Genomic DNA, 21,372 nt, shown 5'->3' on the forward strand with positions numbered 1-21,372 from the left:
AAAACCGCTCATCTCAGACCGTCAAGGAGGCCGCTATAGAGGAACCCGGGGAAGACGAGACCTTGATGTGATGATCGGGGGACATCTCACTCCGGTGAAAAGGGCCCTTCTGGATCCGGTGTTTACACTGAGGGCGCTATAGCGACTGCTCTCTACACGGCCACCAGTGTTTCGGGTTCTGTACCACCCGCATCAGGCTCTAACCACAAGCGATGACTCAAAGGCTCTAACCATTCAATGGAGGAGGCTGACGTGAGATCAGCGAAATGCCGAGCAGGCTTGCCGCCTGGGTCGCTGATCGCCCAGAGAACGCGGCCGACAAAGTCATCCTCCTGTGTGCTCTCGTGTGGCGGAGACATCGCTGCCTGATTGATGATTTGAAGCTTGCCTTTCAGTCCGTCGCGATACAGGACCGCCCACGCATGAAGGGTATGGTGCAGATGCTTGTGATTGTCCTCGTCCAGGTACGGGACTGGCGTGATGTCTTTGGCCGCCCATTCCTCCTCCACCTCGGCCTTGGTGCCGGGTTGATAGCCGACGAATGCAAACATGGGCGGTAGCGATTCACCCGATTCGCGATCGGCGGCCACCGCATCGCTGATGTATCGCATCACGGGATCTGACACGCTGTAGCCGACGAAACACACCGTATAGCGCCGGACCAGCTCACTGACGAAGCGCGCCGCCCAACTCTCTGTCAGATACGCCAGACCGAAGTCGCCACCGGAGAGCACCAGCCGGTCTGAACCACCGGCCCGGTTCGTATCGGGTAACAACCCATGGAGATAGACAAGGCCATCCCAATGATTCTTTGGAATCGGCAACTGCGGTGCGGTGAATTTCTACACACTTTGAGAAGCTTGCTCGATCGCTAATTCGAAGAGCCGATCAAAGTTGGTTGTAATCAGCCGCGTTTGGCCGCCGGACGTACGGCTGAGCGTCAGCAACGCCTGATGAGTCTCCCAATTCTTGGCCTTGAAGGTTTTCGCCGTAAGGATGTCTATCAGTGCGTCGGTGATCTGTTCCCGACCATTCGCAAGGTCTTTCTGCAATAAACTGATTGCGACGTCGTATTGCTCTGCGCATATTGCGTTGTTGTGCCTACCGGCCTTGGGCACCGGCAACCTCGCATAGAGCTCATTCACCAGGCTCTTGAAGCCAGGTAACCCCGCTGGCATGGAAATGCCCGCGCCGGTGAAGAACACCACGCTGCCGTCTTCGTGTGCACGCAGAAAGGCTTCGGGTATGTCAGGGCCGTTCGGTTTGAGCTGCATGTAGAGTCTTGGCCGTCCAGCCTAAGCTTGATTTGGGGAGCTGAGTGTAGCCACTGCATGACCGCCACGGCGGAGCGGCTGGAAAAGTGGGCTGCTGAAGTTCAGGAAGGACCGGGAGAAGCTACCGAAAAGTAGGATTTTCGTTCCGATTTTTCCGCGTGCTTGGCATATCGGATGGAAAAGCCGCTTTTAACTAATCGTTCCGACGACACTGCGCTGCTCGTCAAGCCATGCCTGAAACATCAGGACGCACCAAAGGTTATGTTGATTCCGGCCTTGCCCCGACAAGTGCTGAGACCACGCTTTTCGGATTGGCGCCGGATCGAAAAATCCCTCGTTCACAAGCCGCCTCTCCTCGAGTAAAGACTCCGCCCAGTCTCGAAGGGGCCCCCGAAGCCAATGTTCGATAGGTATGCCGAAGCCTTGCTTCGGTCTTTCCATCAGTGAGCGCGGAACATAGCGATCGAGAACCTTGCGAAATAGCCACTTACCCTGACCATCGCGCACTTTATATTCGGTCGGGACCTGCCAGGCGAACTCAACCAATCGGTGGTCGAGGAGCGGCACCCTCGCTTCCAGGCTGACCGCCATGCTGGCCCGATCAACCTTTGTCAGAATATCGTCCGGCAGATATGTGAGCATGTCTAGGAGCATCATCTGCTCCCGCAAGCCGGGCAACTCCGAAAGCCGATCCACCGAACCCCCGTGTTCTCGCTGTTCCGACACCCCCAAGACCATGCGCTCTGGTGCTTTCCAATGGGATCGGAGCGAACGATAGAATTCAAACCCGTCCGCCGCGCCCAAAGCCTTGCCGAGTTTTTCCAGCTTCAGCTCTAGATTCGGGGCCTGCATACGCGGCGGCAGACGGCTCTTCCATCTCTGAAGATCCCGTTGTGACAAGGTTCCGATCCCACCCCCTAAGAACCTTCGCAGAGCAGCAGGCAGTCTGTTTACGCGGCGCCACACCTCCGACCCAACAACATGGCGGTTGTAGCCTCCGAAGAGTTCATCACCGCCATCACCAGACAGCGCGACGGTGACATCGCGCCGTGCGAGCTCGCTAACCAAGTACGTAGGGATCTGGGATGAATCTGCAAACGGTTCGTCGAACATTCGTGGCAGGAGGGGGATGACAGCCTGGGCATCTTCCGGCGTTACGTACAGTTCCGTGTGATCCGTGCCGAGGTGACTGGCCACGGCCGCGGCATGATGCGCTTCGTCATACTCCGCATATGCATTACCAATCGAAAATGTCCTTACGGGGCGAGCACTCTGCGCCTGCATTTGGCTCACTACCATTGTGGAGTCGAATCCACCAGACAGAAACGCTCCCAACGGCACGTCCGCCATCATTCTTCGTCCGACAGAATCGCTAAGTAAGCTGTCCAGTTCCTCTGCGAGTACGTCTGGCTCACCTACTGCCCCTCGAGCGCCATCTATCGCGATGTTTGCAAGGTTCCAGTAACAGACGGGCTCCCCCACATGACGCCCTTTGTCCCGAACCGCCAGATAATGCGCTGCCGGTAATTTATAGATACCGCGGTAAATGCTCCACGGGGAAGGAACGTGATTATAGCGGAGCATAAGGGCCAACGCACCTCGGTCCACCTCACCCCGCCAATCCGGATGCGCGCTCAATGCCTTAAGTTCAGAGCCGAATAGCAACGTATCGCCATTACGACCGTAATAGAGTGGTTTTTCCCCCATACGATCACGCGCCAGGAACAAGGTCTGCTCTGTGCGGTCCCACAGCGCGAAGGCAAACATGCCATTCAATCGTTCAAGGGCGCCTTGAATACCCCAGTGGCGCAACGCAGCCAGTAAAACCTCCGTATCTGAATGGCCTCGCCAAGCAAATGCACCACCTTTGCTTTCGAGCTCCTGCCGAATTGCATTGTGGTTATAGATCTCACCGTTGTATACGAGGACATAGCGGCCACACGGTGAGTGCATCGGCTGGTGCCCGGATCGCGACAGATCCAAGATCGAGAGACGTCGGTGCCCGAGACCTAGTCCAGCATCATAGTCGACCCATATTCCAGAATCATCAGGGCCACGACTCTCGAGCGCTATAACCATTCGGAGAATCGTACTTTGCCTCGTCACCGCATCTCCAAATACCCCAATCACTCCGCACATGAGACACGCTTAGCACTGGGCTCATCTAATCGTCCAGATACGGAATTACGAGGACTTGAAATGTATGCGAGGAAGACCCCAAACTCGACCCAGAAAACAAAATGCCTTGCTGAAAAATGGAAAATACCACTTACGAGGTAGGATACGATAAATGCGAAAATCACATATTGACGCCTTTTAAGGGCTTCAGTCATCGCAATTATTATAACGCCATATATAGCTAACGGAACCAAAAACCCGAACTGCATGGACAAATCGAGCAGATTATTATGCGCCTCATACCCTTCAAATGGAGAAAAAATACCTGAAAAAGAGCCGGCTCCCCAGCCAAATAGAGGCGAGGCCAAACTCGCGCGAACCGCATTAACTAACAGCGCAACTCTGCTCCCACCTTCATCCGCTTCATCCCAGATCTGCACCAAATACTCGTGGACTAACTCACCATAAGATATCACAACAATTGCTGTTAAGAGAGATAAAACCCCGATGTTAAAAATAAGTGGCGTCTTTTGATAATAGAAAAACACTACATAAACTAGGGAGATTGCACCTATCGTAACAGAAGCAACATAAGCATCACTGCCTGACAAAACCCCAATATAAACAAGCAACGGCAAACCTAGAACCAGGAATCGTTTGTCATACATAGCTAATAATAACGAAATGGAAGCGATATAAAATATGAGCTGATTTGGATTGTTTGCGAACCCCGTATACCTGAACGAGCCGGCATTATATCCAATTGTTACAGAAACTAGATTACCCACCAAGAAAGTCGCAAGCGAAGTAACCGCAACGATGCGCATATCGATACGACCACACCTAATTTCATCGGCTATCAAAAAAGCCAGGATCAAACCCCCTGCGAAAGAAAAAACGTACACTGGATCCGACATCTCTGAATAGTGACTAAAAAAATAAACAAAGGCGGTCACCGACGGACATATTAAGAAAAAAGCAACTATTAAATATAATTCACTCCATCCTAAAAGTGTTCTTCGAAAATTAAAAATTCTGCGACCGCCTCTTGTTAGCAAAGCACATGTTATAAAGAGAAAGATCAATTCCGAGATACCAACTGGACCCCAAAAGCGAAGCGCCGTCATATAGCCTGAACCGAGAGCTAGGCCTATTAAAATACTCAGCACTAAGCTTCGCTTGAACTTAGATTCCGATGATAACATAGTGATCTCTTAAGAAATTCTGCCTAGTCTATCGTCGATTAAACAAACAACGCTATATCCTTCATCTATACATGATTAAAACCGCTTGCTTTCCGGGAGTGTACACAGTAACAAACTGCTTTTGTCACCTCGGCAGTGTAGGCAACTACCCCTCCCTTCCATCGCCATCCTAATATCTCGACGGCGCAGCCACGCGTAATAGCCACTGCGCGAGACACCAAACTCCGCGGGGAAGTGGACCCTTTTGCGCTTGAGCATGTCGCTGCCTGCTGTTGCCATGCGCCACCACCAGTCTACTAACTTACTGAGATGTCCACTGCTGGTGGGAGAGATTAGATCAGTGTTGTTCTAGAGGACCTGACCATCTTTAAAGAAATGGATCTAAAGATTTTTAAAGTCGAATAACACCTTGAAAAACCCGATCGCGATTAAAAGAATCTTACAGATGGGGGCATTTCAGCTCGGGCTATTTAGCTTAAAATCAAATAACAATTTATAAGCATTCACGCTACTTTCTATAAGGCAGCAATTGCGGCAAAAGCCTCCGACCCCCTGTCCAAAAGATACACTTAAGCCAGTTTATTATACCCCACGTTAAACCGAAGTGACGTCGAGCTATAATAAACTGGTCATTAGAGCGAGAAACCAAAGCTTCTATGCCTTCCACACTATGGGACACACCGCCCAGCTCACAAATGGCAACTGGCATTTTGTAGAACCTGAGGCCGATGGAATTCAATGCCTTTAGTTTTTGGTCAAGATCCGCGCCTATAGCCAAAGTCAAATCGAATGGATTATCTACGCAGAACCGCGTCGGAAACCAGATTGTTTGGTGTGATGGCATTTTAAGGAGACGCGGCCACATGCGGCCGCTAGCCCCATAGGAACGGTTCTCCCAGAGGTGCTGACCAGCCACAGCGAATGACTCGTTCTCTTGAATTCGCATTAGCTCGGCCATTGCTCTCGGTATTACTTGGTCTCCGGAGTTCATGAAACAAATATACTTCCCACGGACGCGTTGCGTCCCTTTTGTCATTGCATCGTAAATACCTTTATCCCGTTCTGATCTCCAACTGTCAATCACATCTCTGTACTTCGCTATAACGGATTGCGTGTTGTCACCAGAGAGCCCATCCACAACCACTACTTCAAAGTCACTAAAGTATTTATTTAACTCAACGAAGCCATCTAGAGTTTTCTCCAGGCCGAGAGCGTTATTTTTGTTAATTGTCACAAAACTGAACATCTTACTTTCACTCAAAGCCAGTCGTTTAGACCTATACAAAACTATCACCCCGTGCCGAAGCCCAGGTTTTTGGCCACGACCGAACCGTTTCCGGTCATTAACTCTAATTCTCTACTTTCTCTGGGAATCCCAGCCCAGCAACAGCGCTCTTTGCGTACCCGTTTTTATATCGATCTGCATCATCTCCTCAATCAAAGCATCAATCCCAATCTCTGGCTCCCAACCCATCTCCCGCCGCGCTTTAGAAGGATCACCCAACAAGGTCTCCACCTCCGTCGGCCGGAAATAGCGCTCATCGACTTCAACAATGACATCGCCCACCGATACGCCGGGTGCATCGTTACCGCTCACACTTGTCACAACCGCCTGCTCGCCAACACCCTCTCCGCGGAATTCCAGCTCAATCCCCAAGACCCGCGCCGCGGCCACCACGAACTCCCGCACCGAACACTGCTGTCCAGTCGCGATGACGAAGTCGTCGGGCTCGTCCTGCTGCAGCATCATCCACTGCATGCGCACATAATCTTTCGCGTGGCCCCAATCACGCTTCGCATCGAGGTTGCCGAGGTAGAGGCACCTGTCGAGCCCCTGCGCGATATTGGCCAGCCCGCGGGTGATCTTGCGGGTGACGAAGGTCTCGCCTCGGCGGGGGGACTCGTGGTTGAACAGGATCCCATTGCAGGCGTACATCCCATACGCCTCGCGGTAGTTCACGACGGTCCAGTAGGCGTAGAGCTTGGCCACGGCATACGGGCTACGGGGATAGAACGGCGTAGACTCGGTTTGCGGGACTTCCTGGACCAGCCCGTAGAGCTCGGAGGTGGAGGCCTGATAGAAACGGGTCTTCTCCGTCAGGCCGAGCAGCCGGATGGCCTCTAGCAACCGTAGCGTGCCCAGCGCATCGACGTTTGCGGTGTATTCCGGCGACTCAAAGCTCACCGCCACATGACTCTGCGCCGCCAGGTTGTAGACCTCGTCCGGCTGCACCTCCTGGATAATGCGAGTGAGGTTGGATGAATCCGTGAGGTCGCCATAGTGCAGGACGAAGCGCTGCTCGCGGTCATGCGGGTCCTGATAGATATGGTCGATGCGCTCGGTATTGAACGACGAGGATCGACGCTTGATGCCGTGGACCTCGTAGCCTTTCTCGAGCAGAAATTCAGCCAGATAACTGCCGTCCTGCCCGGTGATGCCGGTAATCAGGGCTTTTTTCATGCGGGGTTTTCCAGATACCACTGATAGGTCTGTTCAATGCCCTCGCGCAGGCCGATGGATGCCTGCCAGCCGAGGCCTTTAAGGCGGGAGACGTCCAGGAGCTTGCGCGGCGTGCCGTCAGGACGATCGGGATCGAATGCCAACTGACCCTCAAACCCAACGACATCGGCCACCAAGCGCGCCAAGTCACCGATGGACAGGTCTTCACCCGTACCCACATTGAGGTGCGAACAGCGCGGGTCGGTGTGCGCTTGCCAGGTCGCCCGGTCCAGATTCATAACGTGGACGCAGGCCGCCGCCATGTCATCCACGTGCAGAAACTCCCGCATCGGCCGCCCGCTGCCCCAGACCGGTATCGACTCGGCGCCGGTGACCCTCGCCTCATGAGTTTTTCTGATGAGGGCCGGGAGGACATGGCTGGTCTCGAGGTCAAAATTGTCGCCTGGGCCATATAAGTTGGTTGGCATGACGGAGCGGAAGTCGGTGCCATACTGGCGATTATAGCTCTCGCACAGCTTGATGCCCGCGACCTTTGCGATTGCATAAGGCTCATTGGTGGGCTCTAACGGGCCGGTAAGGAGTACCTCCTCGCGCATCGGCTGCTTGGTATCCCGTGGATAAATGCAGGAACTCCCCAAAAACAGCAGTCGCTGGACCCCGTGGCGCCAGGCCGCATGGATGACGTTATCCTGAATGGCCAGATTGTCGTGGATGAACTCCGCTGGATACGCATTGTTCGCCTGGATGCCGCCGACCTTGGCTGCGGCCAGATAGACTTGTGTCGGGCGATTAGCGGCGAGGAACTCGTCAACGGCGGTGGCGTTGCGCAGATCCAGATCCTTGGAAGTCGCGCTGAGGACGTTCGCCTCCCCCGCAGATTCCAGCGCGCGACGGATGGCGGAGCCAACCATGCCTCGGTGACCCGCGATGTAGATGCCTCCGACACCCTGACCGTTTCCCATCAAGATTGTTCTCCCGCCGTTGAGCCGAGCATCTCCTCGTAGAGCGTCTTGTACTGGCGTGCGATTACCCTAGAGTCAAAATGATCGACTGCACGCTTGCGCGACTGCTGGCGCAGGCATTCCGCACCCTCCGTGTCCTGTCTCAGGACCCAGTCGATTCCCGCCGCCAGATCGCCAGGTTCGTAAGGCCTAGCGCGGTAACCCGTCTCCTTGTGCGCGACGATGTCTTTTGGCCCAGTCGCATCGAAACAAACAACTGGCGTCCCACAGGCCATGGACTCGGCGAGGGTCTTTCCAAATGCATCCATTAACGAAGGCGCGACGAAGACGTCAGCGGCCGCATACGCTAGACGAAGCGATACAGCATCGGAGAGAAAGCCAAGGTGCGTCTTTGGTAGATCGACTCCTTCCATCGCCGCTTGAGCGGATCTCCCGAAGGTGACGATGTGCATGGAACGGCTGTTTGCCTGCGACAATGCTTGAAGGAACCGATCAAACCCCTTGTAGAAGTCGGTCAGCCGCTGCGCGCCGACTAAAATAACCTTCTTATCGGCCGGCAAGTTAAGTGCCTGCCTCGCTACCTGGATTGGTAACGGCGAGAACAAGCGCGTGTCGATGTTATTACTGATCGTTCGGGTTTGATGTCCCCGGAAAACTTCGGAGCGACGCGCGCACTCGCTTAACCAGTCGCTTATTCCGATAACCTGCAATCCGCTCGGTATGGTCGCATTTTTTGCCTTTACTATAGCCCTACTGAGATCCCAGCGGCTCTTACTAGCTAACTGTGGGCAATGACCGCATCCAATCCCGTATCGGTCGCAGTCGATCGCGTAGTGACATCCACCGGTCAACGGCCACATGTCGCGCATGGTCCACACGATCGGCTTGTCAAGCCTACGCAGCGACCTCATCGCCACTAATCCGTTGATCCAGTGCAGATGGATAACATCTGCTGCTCGGTACGCAGACGTCCGAGTGAAATTAATCCCAGCAAGGCCTGTATTGAAGATACTCTGTTGCCGCTTCGTATAGAGGCGTGTCGGAAAATTACCAATTCGATTACGCAACGCATAATCAACCCGCTTAGCCTGAGAGTCTGCGAGCGCGGTAACGGAATCGTCGCCCCGCGCGTCCCGCCCGCTGATCATCAGATGGGAATCAACACCAATCTCACGTAAGGCGCTATGCAACCAGTAGGTACCACGTGCGGCGCCACCGGTTAGTTCGCCAGATTGGAGGTGCAGGACGTTCAAATCAATCTCTACGCACTGTTATTTTGGCTGCAGAGGTAGGGCGTGACATATATATCGACCAGCACTGATTCTTCACTAAACCAATCATTGGCTGGCAAATGTCCATCACAACTGTCCTACAAGATACCAACCATGCCGAAACTAGAAACATTGACCACGGAATAATTTCTCTAGGAAGGAAGTTTTTGACTCGAAGCCTAACCCACCCCAAACTCATAACCGGCAGGATGTGTGCTTTATCCAAGAGAGTAAAACAAAAGGCGCCCAAGCACTGCGGGGGATACTACCCTTATTGATACGATTCTTCATTCTATCTAGGTAGGATCTATCGAAAATCTCCTTGGCTTCGGAGGAAAAGAACGCGTCTCGCACTCTAGGCCGTAAGCGTCCATTCATCCAAGTAGCAAAAGGCAGCTCGAAGCCTTTTTTGGGCCGCTGCCAACAACCGGGCGGGATTAGGTCAGACACGGCATCCACCAAAACTGCTTTCATCTGCCCATTACAGATTTTCGCCTCGGCTGGTAACGCTAACGCATGTTCCGCCAACTTATGGTCTAGGAGCACTGGCCGGACCTCCAAAGAATGAGCCATGCTCATGACATCGTTGTCTCGCAACAAGGTATTTTGCAGGTAACCCTTACATTCGGCATAGCTAAGTTGACTAACTGCATCCCAGTCCGAGAGATCACTGCCGAGAAGAGCCGGATGCGTATACGGACCACACAGGGCGGCTAGGGAGCCGGATAGTTGTCCACGCAGCTTGTTTGGAACTGTTAAGTTACGCATCATCGCCAAACGTTGCTCAAAACTGGCTGCCTTGTAGGCTCTACGGACCGTGAATCGGTTAGGCCTAGCTTTGTGCAACATCGAAGCGATGTAATCCACGGGACCTGCCTCGCCCCGGGCCGCTTCCTTGAATGCGGCAAAGTGGTGATACCCGGCAAATAGCTCATCCCCACCTAAGCCAGAAACCGCTACCTTGACCTGTTGCGCTGCGGCCTGGCTGACTAGATAGGTATTGGTTCCGTCGACGCTAGGCTGATCTAGCGCACTAATAATATCGTCAAAACACTCCGCAACGTCTCGATCGTTAACAAGCACCTCGGTATGCTGACAGCCGATATATTTAGCCACTTCTTTGGCAAACGAAGTCTCATCCGTCACTTCCACGAGTCCTTTAAAGCCCAGGGAAAACGTCTGGACTGGCTCTCCGGTTTCACGCTGCATCAGCGCGCAGACAGCCGCGGAGTCCACCCCGCCGCTAAGAAACGCTCCCACGGGTACGTCGGATACCAAATGGTTCTGAGTGGCCTCTTCCAGGAGAGACCGAGTTTTCTGAACTAGGTCTGGATAGGCCAGAGTCTCAAGGGCATCCCGATTGGCCTCCATCCCCCAGCTCAGGTCCCAGTACCGGGAGGGTGTCGAGACAAAACCGTCCTGGGATACATACACGGCAGTGCCTGGCTCTAGCTGATAGACGCCTTTTAATATGGTGCCCGGCTGGGACACCGCCCCGTAAGACAGATATTCCACCACCGCCTCGGGCCGGACTGTGCGCTGCACCAGACCCGACGCCAGCAGGGCCTTCAGCTCCGAGGCAAAGGCAAACCCTCGCCCGGTTTGGGTATACACCAGCGGTTTGATCCCGAATCTGTCCCGGGCCAGAAACAGGTACGGACTATCCGGTACTTTCTGCCCGCCAAGCCAACTGCCCCCGTAGTCAGGTCCCCGATCCAAAATGGCCAAAGCGAACATCCCCCGCAAACGGCGTAGGCAGTCCTGTCCCCAATGCCTGTAGGCGCTGAGCACCACCTCGGTATCCGTCCGGGTCCGAAAGGAATGCCCAAGCTCTTGCAGCTCCCGTCTCAACTCAAGGTGATTGTAGATCTCCCCATTGTAGGTAATGGAGAACCTGCCTGAGGCATCGGTCATGGGCTGCCTGCCGCCAGCCGACAGGTCGATAATAGACAGCCGCTTATGTCCCAGGCAAATGCCGTTTTCCCACTCCACAAGTATATCCCCGTCATCCGGCCCCCGAGAGGATATGGCCTGGAGCATAGGCTGGAGCGCTTCGGGGGAGGGCGTGTTGTATAAACCTGCTATGCCGCACATTAAGCAAAGACTTCCTTAATGACATTGACTACATTCTTTTCGAAATGGTCAAATAAAAAATTATTTTTGACATGCCAATACCCTGCCTCACCCATTTTGTGGGCAAGCTCAGGGTTGTTCATCAATAATTCAATTTTTTCAGCGATCTCATCAGGATTCGGATTTACGAGAAAACCAGTCTCGCCATCAATAACGCAATCAGTCTGTCCACCTTCATTGCAGGCTATAACAGGAAGCTTATGTAAACCGGCCTCCAAGTAAACCAAACCAAAACCTTCGCCACCCCAAATGTCATTTGGATTTATTCTGACAAAGCTAGGCATAACAAACGCGAAACACCTTGAGAAAATATGGCTTAGCTCTGCGTCATCTACATATCCATGAAAGATCACATGATCTGAAATTCCTAATGTTTTCACAACCTCTTCTAATCGATCCCTATCATCCCCTTGACCTATAACATGAAAAACTGGAATATCAGCAGTATCTGAATTCTTTAAAATAGACAAAGATTCAAAAACAAGCTCATGCCCTTTATATTTTTCCGTTGAATCTATCCTGCTTAGAATCACTATTTCATTTTTCATTTCAACATCGTTGCTTAACTCAAAAGGTTCAATAGCGTTATTGACAATAGATACATTAGCTGAAGGCCAGTTTTCATGAACTCTTTCTGCAGTGAAAGAACTAACGGCTATAACTTTATCTGCATATTCGAGATTCGGATTTTTCTTTTTTCCCCATGCACCCCACACTTCTATACCATGAGTCCAAATTATAGTTTTAGTTTTATTTGGTATATATTTTTTATACCTATTGTACAAAAAGGAGTGCATGAATATTATAAGATTTTTGCCTCTTAAAGAGCGCCTTATACTAATTTCTTTAAGGATACGAATGAGTTTATTATTGCATCTTTTGCTAAACTTTTGTACTATAAAATGCTTGTAAATAGCTTTATATACAAGCTCACTTAAAAATTCTATTCCTCCATTTTTGGAAAAATCATTACTTATTATTAATATTTTCATTATATTTTTTCAGATTTCATTGAAACGATATAGCTGTTAATACTTGTCTCTGTCTCAACTGGAATGCTAACCAACAACCTTAATCAACAATATATTACTTGAATGGTTCTTTATCCAAATATACACCTAAGGCTTTTTCATTCCTATTGGTTGAACCGCGTTGTATATTCTTGTCAAATACCTTAGAATTATTAGTCTGATGCCCAGTGATTATGACATAATTAAATGACTGTAAGTTGATTAATAAATTTTGGATTACTCTATTATCAAGACGTTGCAATACTTGGCGAACCAATGCTGACCGATATAGATATCAGTATTTACAATCGGTTGTTCAAAGTCTATTTCTTTAAACTTTAGACATTCATTGCCATAATTTTCATTATTGTAATTATTTGTCAAGTCCCGCATGATTGCTCACCTGCCGAATGAAACTGCGGGTGAGTAGTCCGCCAGTTTTTCATGGCCTGGATGGGTGTTCGGTGATTCAGCGCTCTGATCCTTCCCACCAGCAGTGGACACCTCAGTAAGTTAGTAGACTGGTGGTGGCGCATGGCAACAGCAGCCAGCGACATGCTCAAGCGCAAAAGGTTCGGTATTCCCCCCATTTATAACCGGGGCGATAAGTAGAGCTCATCAGGCGGCCATGGCCACCTTCTGTTTCGGGGTTATGCCGCCTAGTGCCATATTCGGTCGTTCATTGTTGTAAGTCCATAGCCATCGGGTGGCAAAGTCCTGGACCTCGGCGATCGATTCGAACAGATAGTGGCTTAGCCAGTCATAACGGATCGTTCGGTTGTAGCGCTCAACATAGGCATTCTGTTGCGGCTTTCCGGGTTGGATATAGTTGATGTCTATGCGCTGTTTCTTTGCTCACGGAATGAGCTTATGGCTGACGTATTCCGGCCCGTTGTCGCAGCGAATAGCCTGCGGCTTGCCTCGCCACTCAATTAGCTGCTCGAGAGAACGAATGACGCGCTCTGCGGGCAGCGAGAAGTCCGCATCGATGATCAGGCCTTCACGGTTGTAGTCATCGATGACGTTGAAAAGCCGGTAGGTCCGTCCATCCGATAGCTGGTCGTGCATAAAGTCCATCGACCAGCTTTGGTTTACAGCCTCCGGCACCGCGAGCGGCTCGGGCTTCTCCCGGATCAGGCGTTTCTTCGGCTTAATCCGCAGGTTGAGCTCAAGCGACCGGTAAATGCGATACACGCGCTTGTGGTTCCAGCGGAAGCCTTTGACGTTGCGAAGGTATAGGTAACAGAGCCCAAAGCCCCAGTTGCGGTGATTGTCCGTTAGACGCACCAGCCAATCGGCAATCACTGCATTCTCGTGCCCAAGCTTTGCCCGATACCGATAACAAGTCTCGCTGATGGAAAAGGCGCAGCAGGCGAGTCGAACGCTACAGCGACCGGCGGCGACTGCCTTTCGGGCCATCTCACGGCGATGAGATGGCCTTACCACTTTCCCTCAAGGGCCTCCTGGCGCAGATCCGACTTGAGCCGCTCTTCGGCATACATCTTCTTCAAGCGCCGGTTCTCGTCCTCGAGCTCCTTGAGCCGCTTCATCGTTGAAGTGTCCATGCCGCCAAACCTTGAGCGCCCCTTATAGAACGTCGCATTGCTGATGCCGTGCTCGCGGCAGAGGTCTGGGACTTCGACCCCCGCTTCAGCCTGCTTAAGTACCGCCATGATCTTGCTGTCGGTGAATCGTGATTTACGCATGTGGAATCTCCTGTCCTTGCTAGGGTACAAAATTCCACTTATCACCTCGATCATTTTTCGGGGGGATTACCGACGCCAAGACCTACCGAACCTGGAAGCAGGACACGATAGGTGATCGGCGCCCGATGGCAGAGCGTCCACCGCAGCCGCATGCGCTTACTGAAGCGGAGCAGTGCGAGATCCTCGAGCAGTGCCACCGGCCTGAGTTCGCGAGCCTGCCGCCCTCGGGTGAGCGACGAAAATCCGTTGTCCGAGGCGCTGTTCCGCACCTGCAAGTACCGCCCGGACTACCCGCCGAATGGCTTTGCTGACGTCCATGAGGCTCGAGACTGGGTCCTTGGCTTTGTTTGCTGGTACAACCATGAGCATCGGCACAGCAGCCTGCGCTATGTCACGCCGCGGGAGCGGCATGTCGGCCGCGATAAGGAGATCCTCGCCAGAAGGCATGCGATCTACACCGCCGCCAAGCAGACCAATCCCCGGCGCTGGTCAGGCCGCACACGCAACTGGAAACCCGTGGGTGCGGTCTGCCTGAACCCGGAAAAGGCCCTGGAAGCGGCATAGCAAAATGCGAAAACTAGGTTGACGGACACCGGTTGCGTTCGCATGTAACCGGATGTTCAACGTTGAGCCTCCTCGAGCACAGTGTTCAGCAGTTCGCGTGCGCACCACAAAGGATAGCTCTTCAGAGAGATGGAATTATCCAGGACGTGACAAATAAACTAGCTGTTTTCATTTTTCCACAACCGCAAACCAGTCAGCAATTATTCTATTCTCGAAAATACCAATTTTTTCGCAACATCGCATCTGTATTTTAAAAAATTTCGCCATATATCTAGATATTGTATTTTCTTTTTGAAGAAGTTGCGGTATATTTACAACAGAGCTGTTGATATGAGGTGATATTTTCACATTTTTAAAATGGCCATCTTCCAAAATCGATTTTAGCCCTGCATATGAGTACTCGCGACGATGGGTCTTATCCGTAAAATGAATATGCGCTAAATTTAACTTTTCTAATAATGAATTGTCTTCATTCGGCACACTCAAGAAAAGTCGGCCGCCGCTGCCTAATAACCGATAAGCTTCTTTGAGAAAACCTACATCGTCATCAAGATGTTCAATGATATCGAAAGCTATTATGTTGTCGAAAGGGCCATTCAATAATGAAAGATCCTCAGCGTTCATGGCATAAAACGTGAAGTTGCTTGCTTGCGGATCTCTTCTATCTTCCAAGTCGACTTGGATAACTTCGGGACATCTGTCTTGACAAGATAAAGCATATAAGCCGTTACCGCATCCAACATCCAACAAGGAACCCGTATTGCAATAGTCGCGCAGCAACTGGCTTTTCAAAGGATTCACACCGGGATGACGATAGGATCGCACGACACCTCTATGGGAGGTTGCCTTTAATTCTGTATTTGAAATACGCACAGCTTGGTCTCTCCCGGTACCAGTGAACACTCGATTACGCCGCTATCCGGGCCTCGAATGCATCAGGGCTAATGTATCCAAGGGTAGAATGGCGAAGGGCTAGGTCTTACTCTAGTTAGACTTATTCAAGAAGGGGTTGGTGCGGGGCATCGGGGTGCATACGCGGCACAACATGAAATTATCTTTCCCACCGGCAATGGACACCTCAGTAAGTTAGTAGACTGGAGGTGAACCATGGCAGCAGCAGCCAACGACATGCCCAAGCGAATGAAGGCCCGCTACAACGCGGAGTACCGTACCGAGGCGCTGGCACTCAAAGCATCGGTGTTAGAGCCGCAAGCAGAGAGCTCGGCCTGCACGCAGATGGGTTCTACCCCACCACTGCGGACGATTTCGTTAAGCGTCGTTTCTGATCCATTGGTTGTTCAACCCGCCGACGCATTCTCGGGTTGTGCAATCACTCAATATAACCAAAGACATCACTTCGCGCCTCGGCCTGCGTTAGATAGCGCCGGCGACGAACCCGATCAAGCTTGAGGAGACCGAAGACCCCTCTGCCGCGGCGTTATCGCCACAATGGCCAACCGCGCTCATGCTGCAGATGACGTTATGATCGCGCAGGAACGCCTGGTATTCACCACTGGTGAACTGCGTCCCGCGGTCGGAGTGCAGGATCACCGGGCTGTTGTCTTCCCGCTGACAGATCGCCATCAGGACCGCTTTGAGCACCGGTTGCCGGTCTTGCCGTACACTCATCGACCAGCCGATGACCACGTTGTTGTAGAGGTCGATGACCGCAGCCAGATACAGCCAACCCTCGCCGGTGCGGATGTAGGTGATGTCCGTCACCCAACGCTCGTTGGGCGCTGCCACGCTGAAGTCCCCTTCGAGATGATTACTCACCGCCATCGGTCGGCTGCCAGAGCGTTTGCCCCGCCATCCCCGACGTTGCGGTATGCCTTGGAGACCCTCGGCGGCCATCAACCGGGCCACCCGATTGAGGCTGAGAGACTCCCCCTCATAGAAGAGCTCCTCATGCACACGAGGGGCCCCAAGAACACCATGATGGTCTTTGTGAAGGTCCCGCATACGCCGGCGCAGCCGCTGGTTCTCAGCAGCGCGCTTGCTCACCGGTCGTGCAAGCCAGGCATAGAAACCGCCTGGCGAGACCTCCAGACAACGGCACATCAGTCGAATGGGGTATTCACCGCGACAGCGCTGGATCACCTGGTACCGACGGGTGACTCCCTGGCGAAGAACGCTGCCGCATCGCGCAAAAAATCCCGTTCCTTTTTCACCCGAGCAAGCTCTCGCCGTAGCTGGGCGACCTCTTCGTCTCTGGTTGCCCCTTGCCGGGGAAAGCCTCCTTGCCAGCGGTGTTGGATGCACGGCACCAACGCTCGAGAACCGAGCGATGAATACCCAGGTCATGCGCAACGTCTTTGATCGTCACGTCAGGCCGACTCGCGAGCTCGACCGCTTCCTCTTTGAATTCTCGACTGAACTGTCGTCTCTTCTGTGCCATCGGACACCTCCTGCTTCCCATGATGAAGCTTTTCAGATGTGTCCGCAGCTGTGGGGTAGAACCCGATCTGTCAATAGCAAGCTGAGGGCGGCCACGAGAACTGCGTCAGTTAGCGCTAGCACCACCCGGTAAGGACAATACCCGACTCAAGCACCAGCTTGAAGTGACGCGTCCAGAACTGCATCGGAAGCAGCTCTCCATGTCCCACTCGGCTTCATCGACTCAGCGCTCCATCTCAGCAACGGTGAGGTCCTGCTGCCAGGCTACTCCAACCGGCGTGGTCTTGCCCCTGAAGATATTGATCACCACCGCTGATCTGCGCTTCGTGGTCAAACGTTTGAGGAGTGCTTCGTCGCTCATGATGCCCTCCTGTCATTTGAACTCTAATCTGTGCAGGCTTAGAGAAGGTCACTTCAGTACATCGAAGTGGCGTACGACCGAACGCGTTGCTATTCCGCTTTTGGTCACATAAGTCCTGATACGTTCGAGGACCGAATAGACGGGGTAATCGAGTCACCTTTGTTGCTGGGGAAGATCTAAATACTCGTCTGGTCGGTCCACTGCGCAGTGACACCTGGCAAGTCACCGGATCTTTCCTTTAGACGTACTCGCCTTCGAATACCTCAATATGCTTTCCATTGGAGATGCTCCTCACCGATCTCGTGGTAAGCAAACTCCTGACGCATCACCTGCTGGACAACATAGTGGAAATTCTTCGTCATCCGCCGGGTGCAAAAGTTTTCCAACGATCTCAGCCGCCCAGCCTCTGCATAGCCCAGGCGTAGTCCTTCATCCAACGCATATGCCCTGACCCGCGCTTTAAAGCTCTCCCGGTCCCCCTCGGGGAAGAGCAGCGCGCTCTCACCCAACTGCCAAGGAATAGCCCCGGAGTCAGATCCGATCACCGGCACCCCGCACGCCTGGGCTTGGACAGAGACCAAGGGAAAGGTGTCTATCCAGTGGGGCATGGTCTTAGAGGCAAGGACAAAGCAGTCCATGGCCCGCATATAGGAAGGAACCTCATCCATGGATACTGATCCAGTGAGAATAATCCGCTCGCCCCAGGGACTGTTTTGCTGTAAGTCTTCGATTTCCTGCCGCATGGAACCGTCGCCGACCAAAAGAAGCGCCCAATCCACACCCTCCAGGGGCAGTATGGATATGAGATCGTCCAGCCCTTTGTCCTCAATCAGCCGCCCGGCATAGCCGATGACAAACTTGCCCTTTACTCCGAGCTGCTCCCGTATATGCTTACGCTTGCCCTCATCCGGGCAGAACATGTCCTCGTCTACGCCGATCTGGGTCTGCATGTAGACTGGCTTTTCATACCCCCCGGCCCGAAGGGATTCCAGACAACCCGGATAATGTACCAGAGCGGCTTCCGTATTTTCCTTAATGTCTTTCCACATCAGACGGTGGTAAAACCGTTCGGTCCGAATCCCGCGAGCGTTCATGGAGAAGAAGATGATTTTTGCCTTCGAGCACCACAGCTTTCTATAAAGATATATCTGATGATGCACCCAGCTGCTTTCTTCATGAAGGATGTAGATCAGGTCTGGCTTGATAGAGCGAAGCTTCACATCCAAGGAAAGGAAAAAATACCGCCCCCAATTCTTTACGCTCGTGGTAGCCATTGGATGGATATGGAAATTATGGCTATGCTCTTCCTGAGACTTAAATACTTGTTTTTCCTGAAACCAGTACGACTCCCAAACCCGTGGGATAAGCAAATGAACATCATACCCATATTCTTCTGCCAAAATGCGCCATCGCTTTCGCGGTGGTTCTTGGACTAGGGCATGGCCTATTATACAGATAGTGGTTGACACGGGCGGCTTCTTATTCTTTTCGCGTAGCAGATAGAACAATTAATTTTCTATTCTCAGTATGCGCACTATCAACTGCAATCATCCTTTCGTTGCGGCTCCATCTGGGATGCAGGTCTGCTCGGTACTCAGAATCATTGTATAGCGAGTAGAATTTGCCAATACTCTCAGTCGAGTTATTTTCGCTGTCATATATCCACAGATGGCGATAACAATCATCGTCCTGGTAGGTATCCGTGAGCATGTATCGCTCGTCATGGCTCCAAGAATTGTGCCCATTGTCCGGTAAAACTTCTCTGCCGAGTATAGTCAACTCTCTGGATTGGTCCGTATAGTTAATAAACGCTGTATTCCTAACAAGCCGAGCAGCGCGTTTCTTGCCCAATAGCATCTTGATAGGCTGATAGGCTAATTTGGCTGTTTTATATAAAAGAGACGAACTAGTTGAAAAATCCTGCATAATCTTGGATCGTCCGGAAGGGACCAAGGCCCAGATGGTAAAGACCTGATCATTTTTCCAGTTCATGTGCGAATAAAAGCCTACATCCGGAAACATATAAATATCTCGGCCATCCGCGTCGGCAGTAAATAAGCGTGTCCTGTGGCCTTCGTTACCGCTATCCCAGCGATGCAAGAAAGCGAAACGTGTACCATTTGGGTTCCACATCATATGCTCAAGCCAGTTATCGCAATCTTCCAACTCGGACTGGTAACCAATATCGACAACGTCCCTAGTGCGTATGACCTGGGTTACCTCACCCGTGTAGAAATCGAGCCGATAGATCCCGTCTTCCTCGTGGATAGGCACATCCCAGGTCCTGTTTATCACACCCGGATAGTTGTATCCCGGCCGACAGAAGTACAGCCGCTCGTAGTTGGCTGCTAGTGCGAACCGACCTGAGGGATGTACCGCATAAATGGGGCACGAATGGACTGTTTCTTCACCGCTGTCAACGGAGTAAACGACCGAAACAAATTGCCCATCCCGCCTGTCGTTATAGATAATCCGAGACTGAAAATCGGGTGGCATCCATTGCAAATGGCTGCCCTGCTGCCAGTTAAAGGCCCTAGAGACACCTATTGTGGTAAATTCCCTCGTGCCTATGTTCCAAAAGCCGACTTCTGCTTCGTCTTCTGCGGTGATGGGCCGCCCATCAAAATCAGTCCGATGGGTAAGTAAGAGGGTATCTGTGGCATCAAATGGTGACTTATCATAGTAGCCGAAAAAGTAGCTGTGACCGTCAGTCGGACTTTCAAAAATGGTACGGGTGTCCTTGTGAACATAATAGTTCTGATTCATTTTTAGTTGGTTTTTTCGATTTTTATGTTCTTGGCGCTTCATACGGAAAGGTACAATAGCCGTATCCCATTAAGTCAAGGTTATGCTTTTCGTGTAGGTCCTTGTTGGAGGCGGAGAATTCTTCATTCAGCCTATCTATGTGGTGGTCCGGGATGTATACATCTCTTAATTTTTGTCCAGGAATATAAATTCTTTGGAGCAAATTAAAAATGCGTTTATTTCTGAGGTTTAGAGAACGCTCGCCAAGCCAGCGTCTTTTATGTGGCGCCAGGATCTCTACTAGGTTTCTGGAATCTGAGGGATAAAAGTTGTCTCTGTTACTTCTTTGATTAACTTTATTCCGTGTAATGCACTCATAAACATACTGTTTATCTATGCCTATTGCGCGAGAGAGGGTTTCAGCATATTTCTCTGGGTTATTTACTAAATCTTCGAAAATTAAAATTACAACATTATTACTACCGAAAAGCGTCTTATAAAGCTGAATTATACTTTCATAATGCAAGGCATCAATTATAAAATGCTTTGGGTTTTTGTAAAGAGCATAATTCAAGAAACTATTAAAGCTTCTCGTCCCTTTGTGACGCTTAAAAGCCAGATTGTATACTTGAGCATACATTGATTTGATTAGTAGGTCTTGTCTCCTTATAGATATGATTATTTTTATTTCGCCAAAGAGATTGCTTTCTGCAAAAATCATGTAGAGCTTCCGAGCGATCTGACTTGGGTCTGGTGCCCATACAAACGGATAAGGATTAAAACGGAAGAACATGCTACAGCTTGTCAAGGACTCGCTTGACAAAACAACTTTATTGTTAGGCTCAGAGAATTTTGACAACACTTCTTCTAGATCCGCATTTATATGCTTTTTATTACGCAATATTGCGTTTTCTCTTCCAAAGAAAATATTTTCTGACAATTCTCCCAAATCTTTATCATGCAAATAATCTATTTCGCTGTGTATTGAGAATAAGTTATCCTGCAAGGTTGTTGAGGCAGTTTTAGGGTAGCCAATGTGGATATATAGAGTCTTTTTCTTTGTCGTCATGACGTCTTTTTGAGTTTGAGTGTTTTTACAAACCGGAACGAGACAAAGCTATTGCGATAGTTGCACAAATTTGGTTAGTGGTAATGAAATTTTCCA

15 protein-coding genes and 3 pseudogenes are annotated in these 21,372 nt (G+C 51.3%); 1 reads left to right on the forward strand and 17 read right to left on the reverse strand.

Going from position 1 to position 21,372, the window contains the following annotated elements; all coding sequences use genetic code 11:
• Window positions 1-152: 152 nt before the first annotated feature.
• The 11 genes and pseudogenes from V6X73_RS06475 to V6X73_RS06525 form a co-directional block, all read right to left on the reverse strand.
• The gene (locus V6X73_RS06475) at window positions 153-824 is read right to left on the reverse strand and encodes an SIR2 family NAD-dependent protein deacylase (RefSeq protein WP_367959332.1); all 672 of its coding nucleotides are present in this window, start codon (window positions 822-824) and stop codon (window positions 153-155) included.
• An 18-nt stretch (window positions 825-842) separates the two neighbouring features.
• Window positions 843-1,274 carry an SIR2 family protein gene (locus V6X73_RS06480; protein WP_367959330.1) on the reverse strand — a complete coding sequence of 144 codons (432 nt, stop codon included), beginning with the start codon at window positions 1,272-1,274 and terminating at the stop codon, window positions 843-845.
• A 189-nt stretch (window positions 1,275-1,463) separates the two neighbouring features.
• Window positions 1,464-3,413, reverse strand: coding sequence for an asparagine synthase (glutamine-hydrolyzing) (gene asnB / locus V6X73_RS06485; RefSeq protein ID WP_367981291.1), 1,950 nt, complete (start codon window positions 3,411-3,413; stop codon window positions 1,464-1,466).
• Window positions 3,401-4,597 carry an O-antigen ligase family protein gene (locus V6X73_RS06490; RefSeq protein ID WP_367981292.1) on the reverse strand — a complete coding sequence of 399 codons (1,197 nt, stop codon included), beginning with the start codon at window positions 4,595-4,597 and terminating at the stop codon, window positions 3,401-3,403. The genes asnB (V6X73_RS06485) and V6X73_RS06490 overlap by 13 nt, the downstream gene beginning before the upstream one ends.
• A gap of 508 nt (window positions 4,598-5,105) precedes the next feature.
• Window positions 5,106-5,843: a glycosyltransferase gene (locus V6X73_RS06495; protein ID WP_367981293.1), complete on the reverse strand. Its 738-nt coding sequence runs from the start codon at window positions 5,841-5,843 to the stop codon at window positions 5,106-5,108.
• 111 nt (window positions 5,844-5,954) lie between these two features.
• Window positions 5,955-7,058, reverse strand: coding sequence for a GDP-mannose 4,6-dehydratase (gmd, locus tag V6X73_RS06500; protein ID WP_367959327.1), 1,104 nt, complete (start codon window positions 7,056-7,058; stop codon window positions 5,955-5,957).
• Window positions 7,055-8,020 carry a GDP-L-fucose synthase gene (gene fcl, locus V6X73_RS06505; protein ID WP_367959326.1) on the reverse strand — a complete coding sequence of 322 codons (966 nt, stop codon included), beginning with the start codon at window positions 8,018-8,020 and terminating at the stop codon, window positions 7,055-7,057. The genes gmd and fcl overlap by 4 nt, the downstream gene beginning before the upstream one ends.
• On the reverse strand, window positions 8,020-9,273 hold the full coding sequence (locus V6X73_RS06510) for a glycosyltransferase family 4 protein (RefSeq protein ID WP_367959325.1): 1,254 nt from the start codon (window positions 9,271-9,273) through the stop codon (window positions 8,020-8,022). Before V6X73_RS06510 ends, fcl begins: the two co-directional genes overlap by 1 nt.
• Before the next feature lie 213 nt (window positions 9,274-9,486).
• A complete protein-coding gene (gene asnB, locus V6X73_RS06515) occupies window positions 9,487-11,385 on the reverse strand; it encodes an asparagine synthase (glutamine-hydrolyzing) (RefSeq protein ID WP_367959324.1) in 1,899 nt (632 codons plus the stop codon).
• Complete coding sequence (locus V6X73_RS06520; protein WP_367959323.1) at window positions 11,385-12,416, reverse strand: glycosyltransferase family 4 protein; 1,032 nt, start codon at window positions 12,414-12,416, stop codon at window positions 11,385-11,387. Before V6X73_RS06520 ends, asnB (V6X73_RS06515) begins: the two co-directional genes overlap by 1 nt.
• A gap of 636 nt (window positions 12,417-13,052) precedes the next feature.
• Window positions 13,053-14,140 (reverse strand): annotated as a pseudogene (locus tag V6X73_RS06525) (IS3 family transposase).
• A gap of 216 nt (window positions 14,141-14,356) precedes the next feature.
• Here V6X73_RS06525 and V6X73_RS06530 point away from each other — a divergent pair.
• Window positions 14,357-14,704, forward strand: a pseudogene (locus tag V6X73_RS06530) (integrase core domain-containing protein); the annotation flags it as partial.
• A 168-nt stretch (window positions 14,705-14,872) separates the two neighbouring features.
• Here V6X73_RS06530 and V6X73_RS06535 read toward each other — a convergent pair.
• The 6 genes and pseudogenes from V6X73_RS06535 to V6X73_RS06565 all read right to left on the reverse strand — a co-directional run bounded on the left by V6X73_RS06535 (window position 14,873) and on the right by V6X73_RS06565 (window position 21,276).
• Window positions 14,873-15,607, reverse strand: a complete 735-nt coding sequence (locus V6X73_RS06535) for a class I SAM-dependent methyltransferase (protein WP_367959321.1) — start codon at window positions 15,605-15,607, stop codon at window positions 14,873-14,875.
• A 340-nt stretch (window positions 15,608-15,947) separates the two neighbouring features.
• Window positions 15,948-17,102, reverse strand: a pseudogene (locus tag V6X73_RS06545) (IS3 family transposase).
• A gap of 222 nt (window positions 17,103-17,324) precedes the next feature.
• Entirely contained in the window at window positions 17,325-17,462 is a 138-nt protein-coding gene (locus V6X73_RS06550) for a hypothetical protein (RefSeq protein ID WP_367959319.1), read from the reverse strand.
• A 263-nt stretch (window positions 17,463-17,725) separates the two neighbouring features.
• Window positions 17,726-18,862, reverse strand: coding sequence for a glycosyltransferase family 4 protein (locus V6X73_RS06555; protein ID WP_367959318.1), 1,137 nt, complete (start codon window positions 18,860-18,862; stop codon window positions 17,726-17,728).
• A gap of 79 nt (window positions 18,863-18,941) precedes the next feature.
• Window positions 18,942-20,270, reverse strand: a complete 1,329-nt coding sequence (locus V6X73_RS06560; protein ID WP_367959317.1) for a hypothetical protein — start codon at window positions 20,268-20,270, stop codon at window positions 18,942-18,944.
• Complete coding sequence (locus V6X73_RS06565; RefSeq protein ID WP_367959316.1) at window positions 20,251-21,276, reverse strand: hypothetical protein; 1,026 nt, start codon at window positions 21,274-21,276, stop codon at window positions 20,251-20,253. Before V6X73_RS06565 ends, V6X73_RS06560 begins: the two co-directional genes overlap by 20 nt.
• Window positions 21,277-21,372: the final 96 nt, after the last annotated feature.

The sequence above is a fragment of the Spiribacter pallidus genome (genome assembly GCF_040838495.1).
GTDB lineage: Bacteria > Pseudomonadota > Gammaproteobacteria > Nitrococcales > Nitrococcaceae > Spiribacter > Spiribacter pallidus.

Bases quoted from the DNA above. Each gene is read 5' to 3' on its own strand.
- V6X73_RS06495 (WP_367981293.1), bottom strand. From the start codon at position 5,843: ATGTTCAGTTTTGTGACAATTAACAAAAATAACGCTCTCGGCCTGGAG.
- V6X73_RS06490 (WP_367981292.1), bottom strand. From the start codon at position 4,597: ATGTTATCATCGGAATCTAAGTTCAAGCGAAGCTTAGTGCTGAGTATT.
- V6X73_RS06550 (WP_367959319.1), bottom strand. From the start codon at position 17,462: ATGAGCGACGAAGCACTCCTCAAACGTTTGACCACGAAGCGCAGATCA.
- asnB (WP_367981291.1), bottom strand. From the start codon at position 3,413: ATGTGCGGAGTGATTGGGGTATTTGGAGATGCGGTGACGAGGCAAAGT.
- V6X73_RS06480 (WP_367959330.1), bottom strand. From the start codon at position 1,274: ATGCAGCTCAAACCGAACGGCCCTGACATACCCGAAGCCTTTCTGCGT.
- gmd (WP_367959327.1), bottom strand. From the start codon at position 7,058: ATGAAAAAAGCCCTGATTACCGGCATCACCGGGCAGGACGGCAGTTAT.
- V6X73_RS06520 (WP_367959323.1), bottom strand. From the start codon at position 12,416: ATGAAAATATTAATAATAAGTAATGATTTTTCCAAAAATGGAGGAATA.
- fcl (WP_367959326.1), bottom strand. From the start codon at position 8,020: ATGGGAAACGGTCAGGGTGTCGGAGGCATCTACATCGCGGGTCACCGA.
- V6X73_RS06565 (WP_367959316.1), bottom strand. From the start codon at position 21,276: ATGACGACAAAGAAAAAGACTCTATATATCCACATTGGCTACCCTAAA.
- V6X73_RS06560 (WP_367959317.1), bottom strand. From the start codon at position 20,270: ATGAAGCGCCAAGAACATAAAAATCGAAAAAACCAACTAAAAATGAAT.
- asnB (WP_367959324.1), bottom strand. From the start codon at position 11,385: ATGTGCGGCATAGCAGGTTTATACAACACGCCCTCCCCCGAAGCGCTC.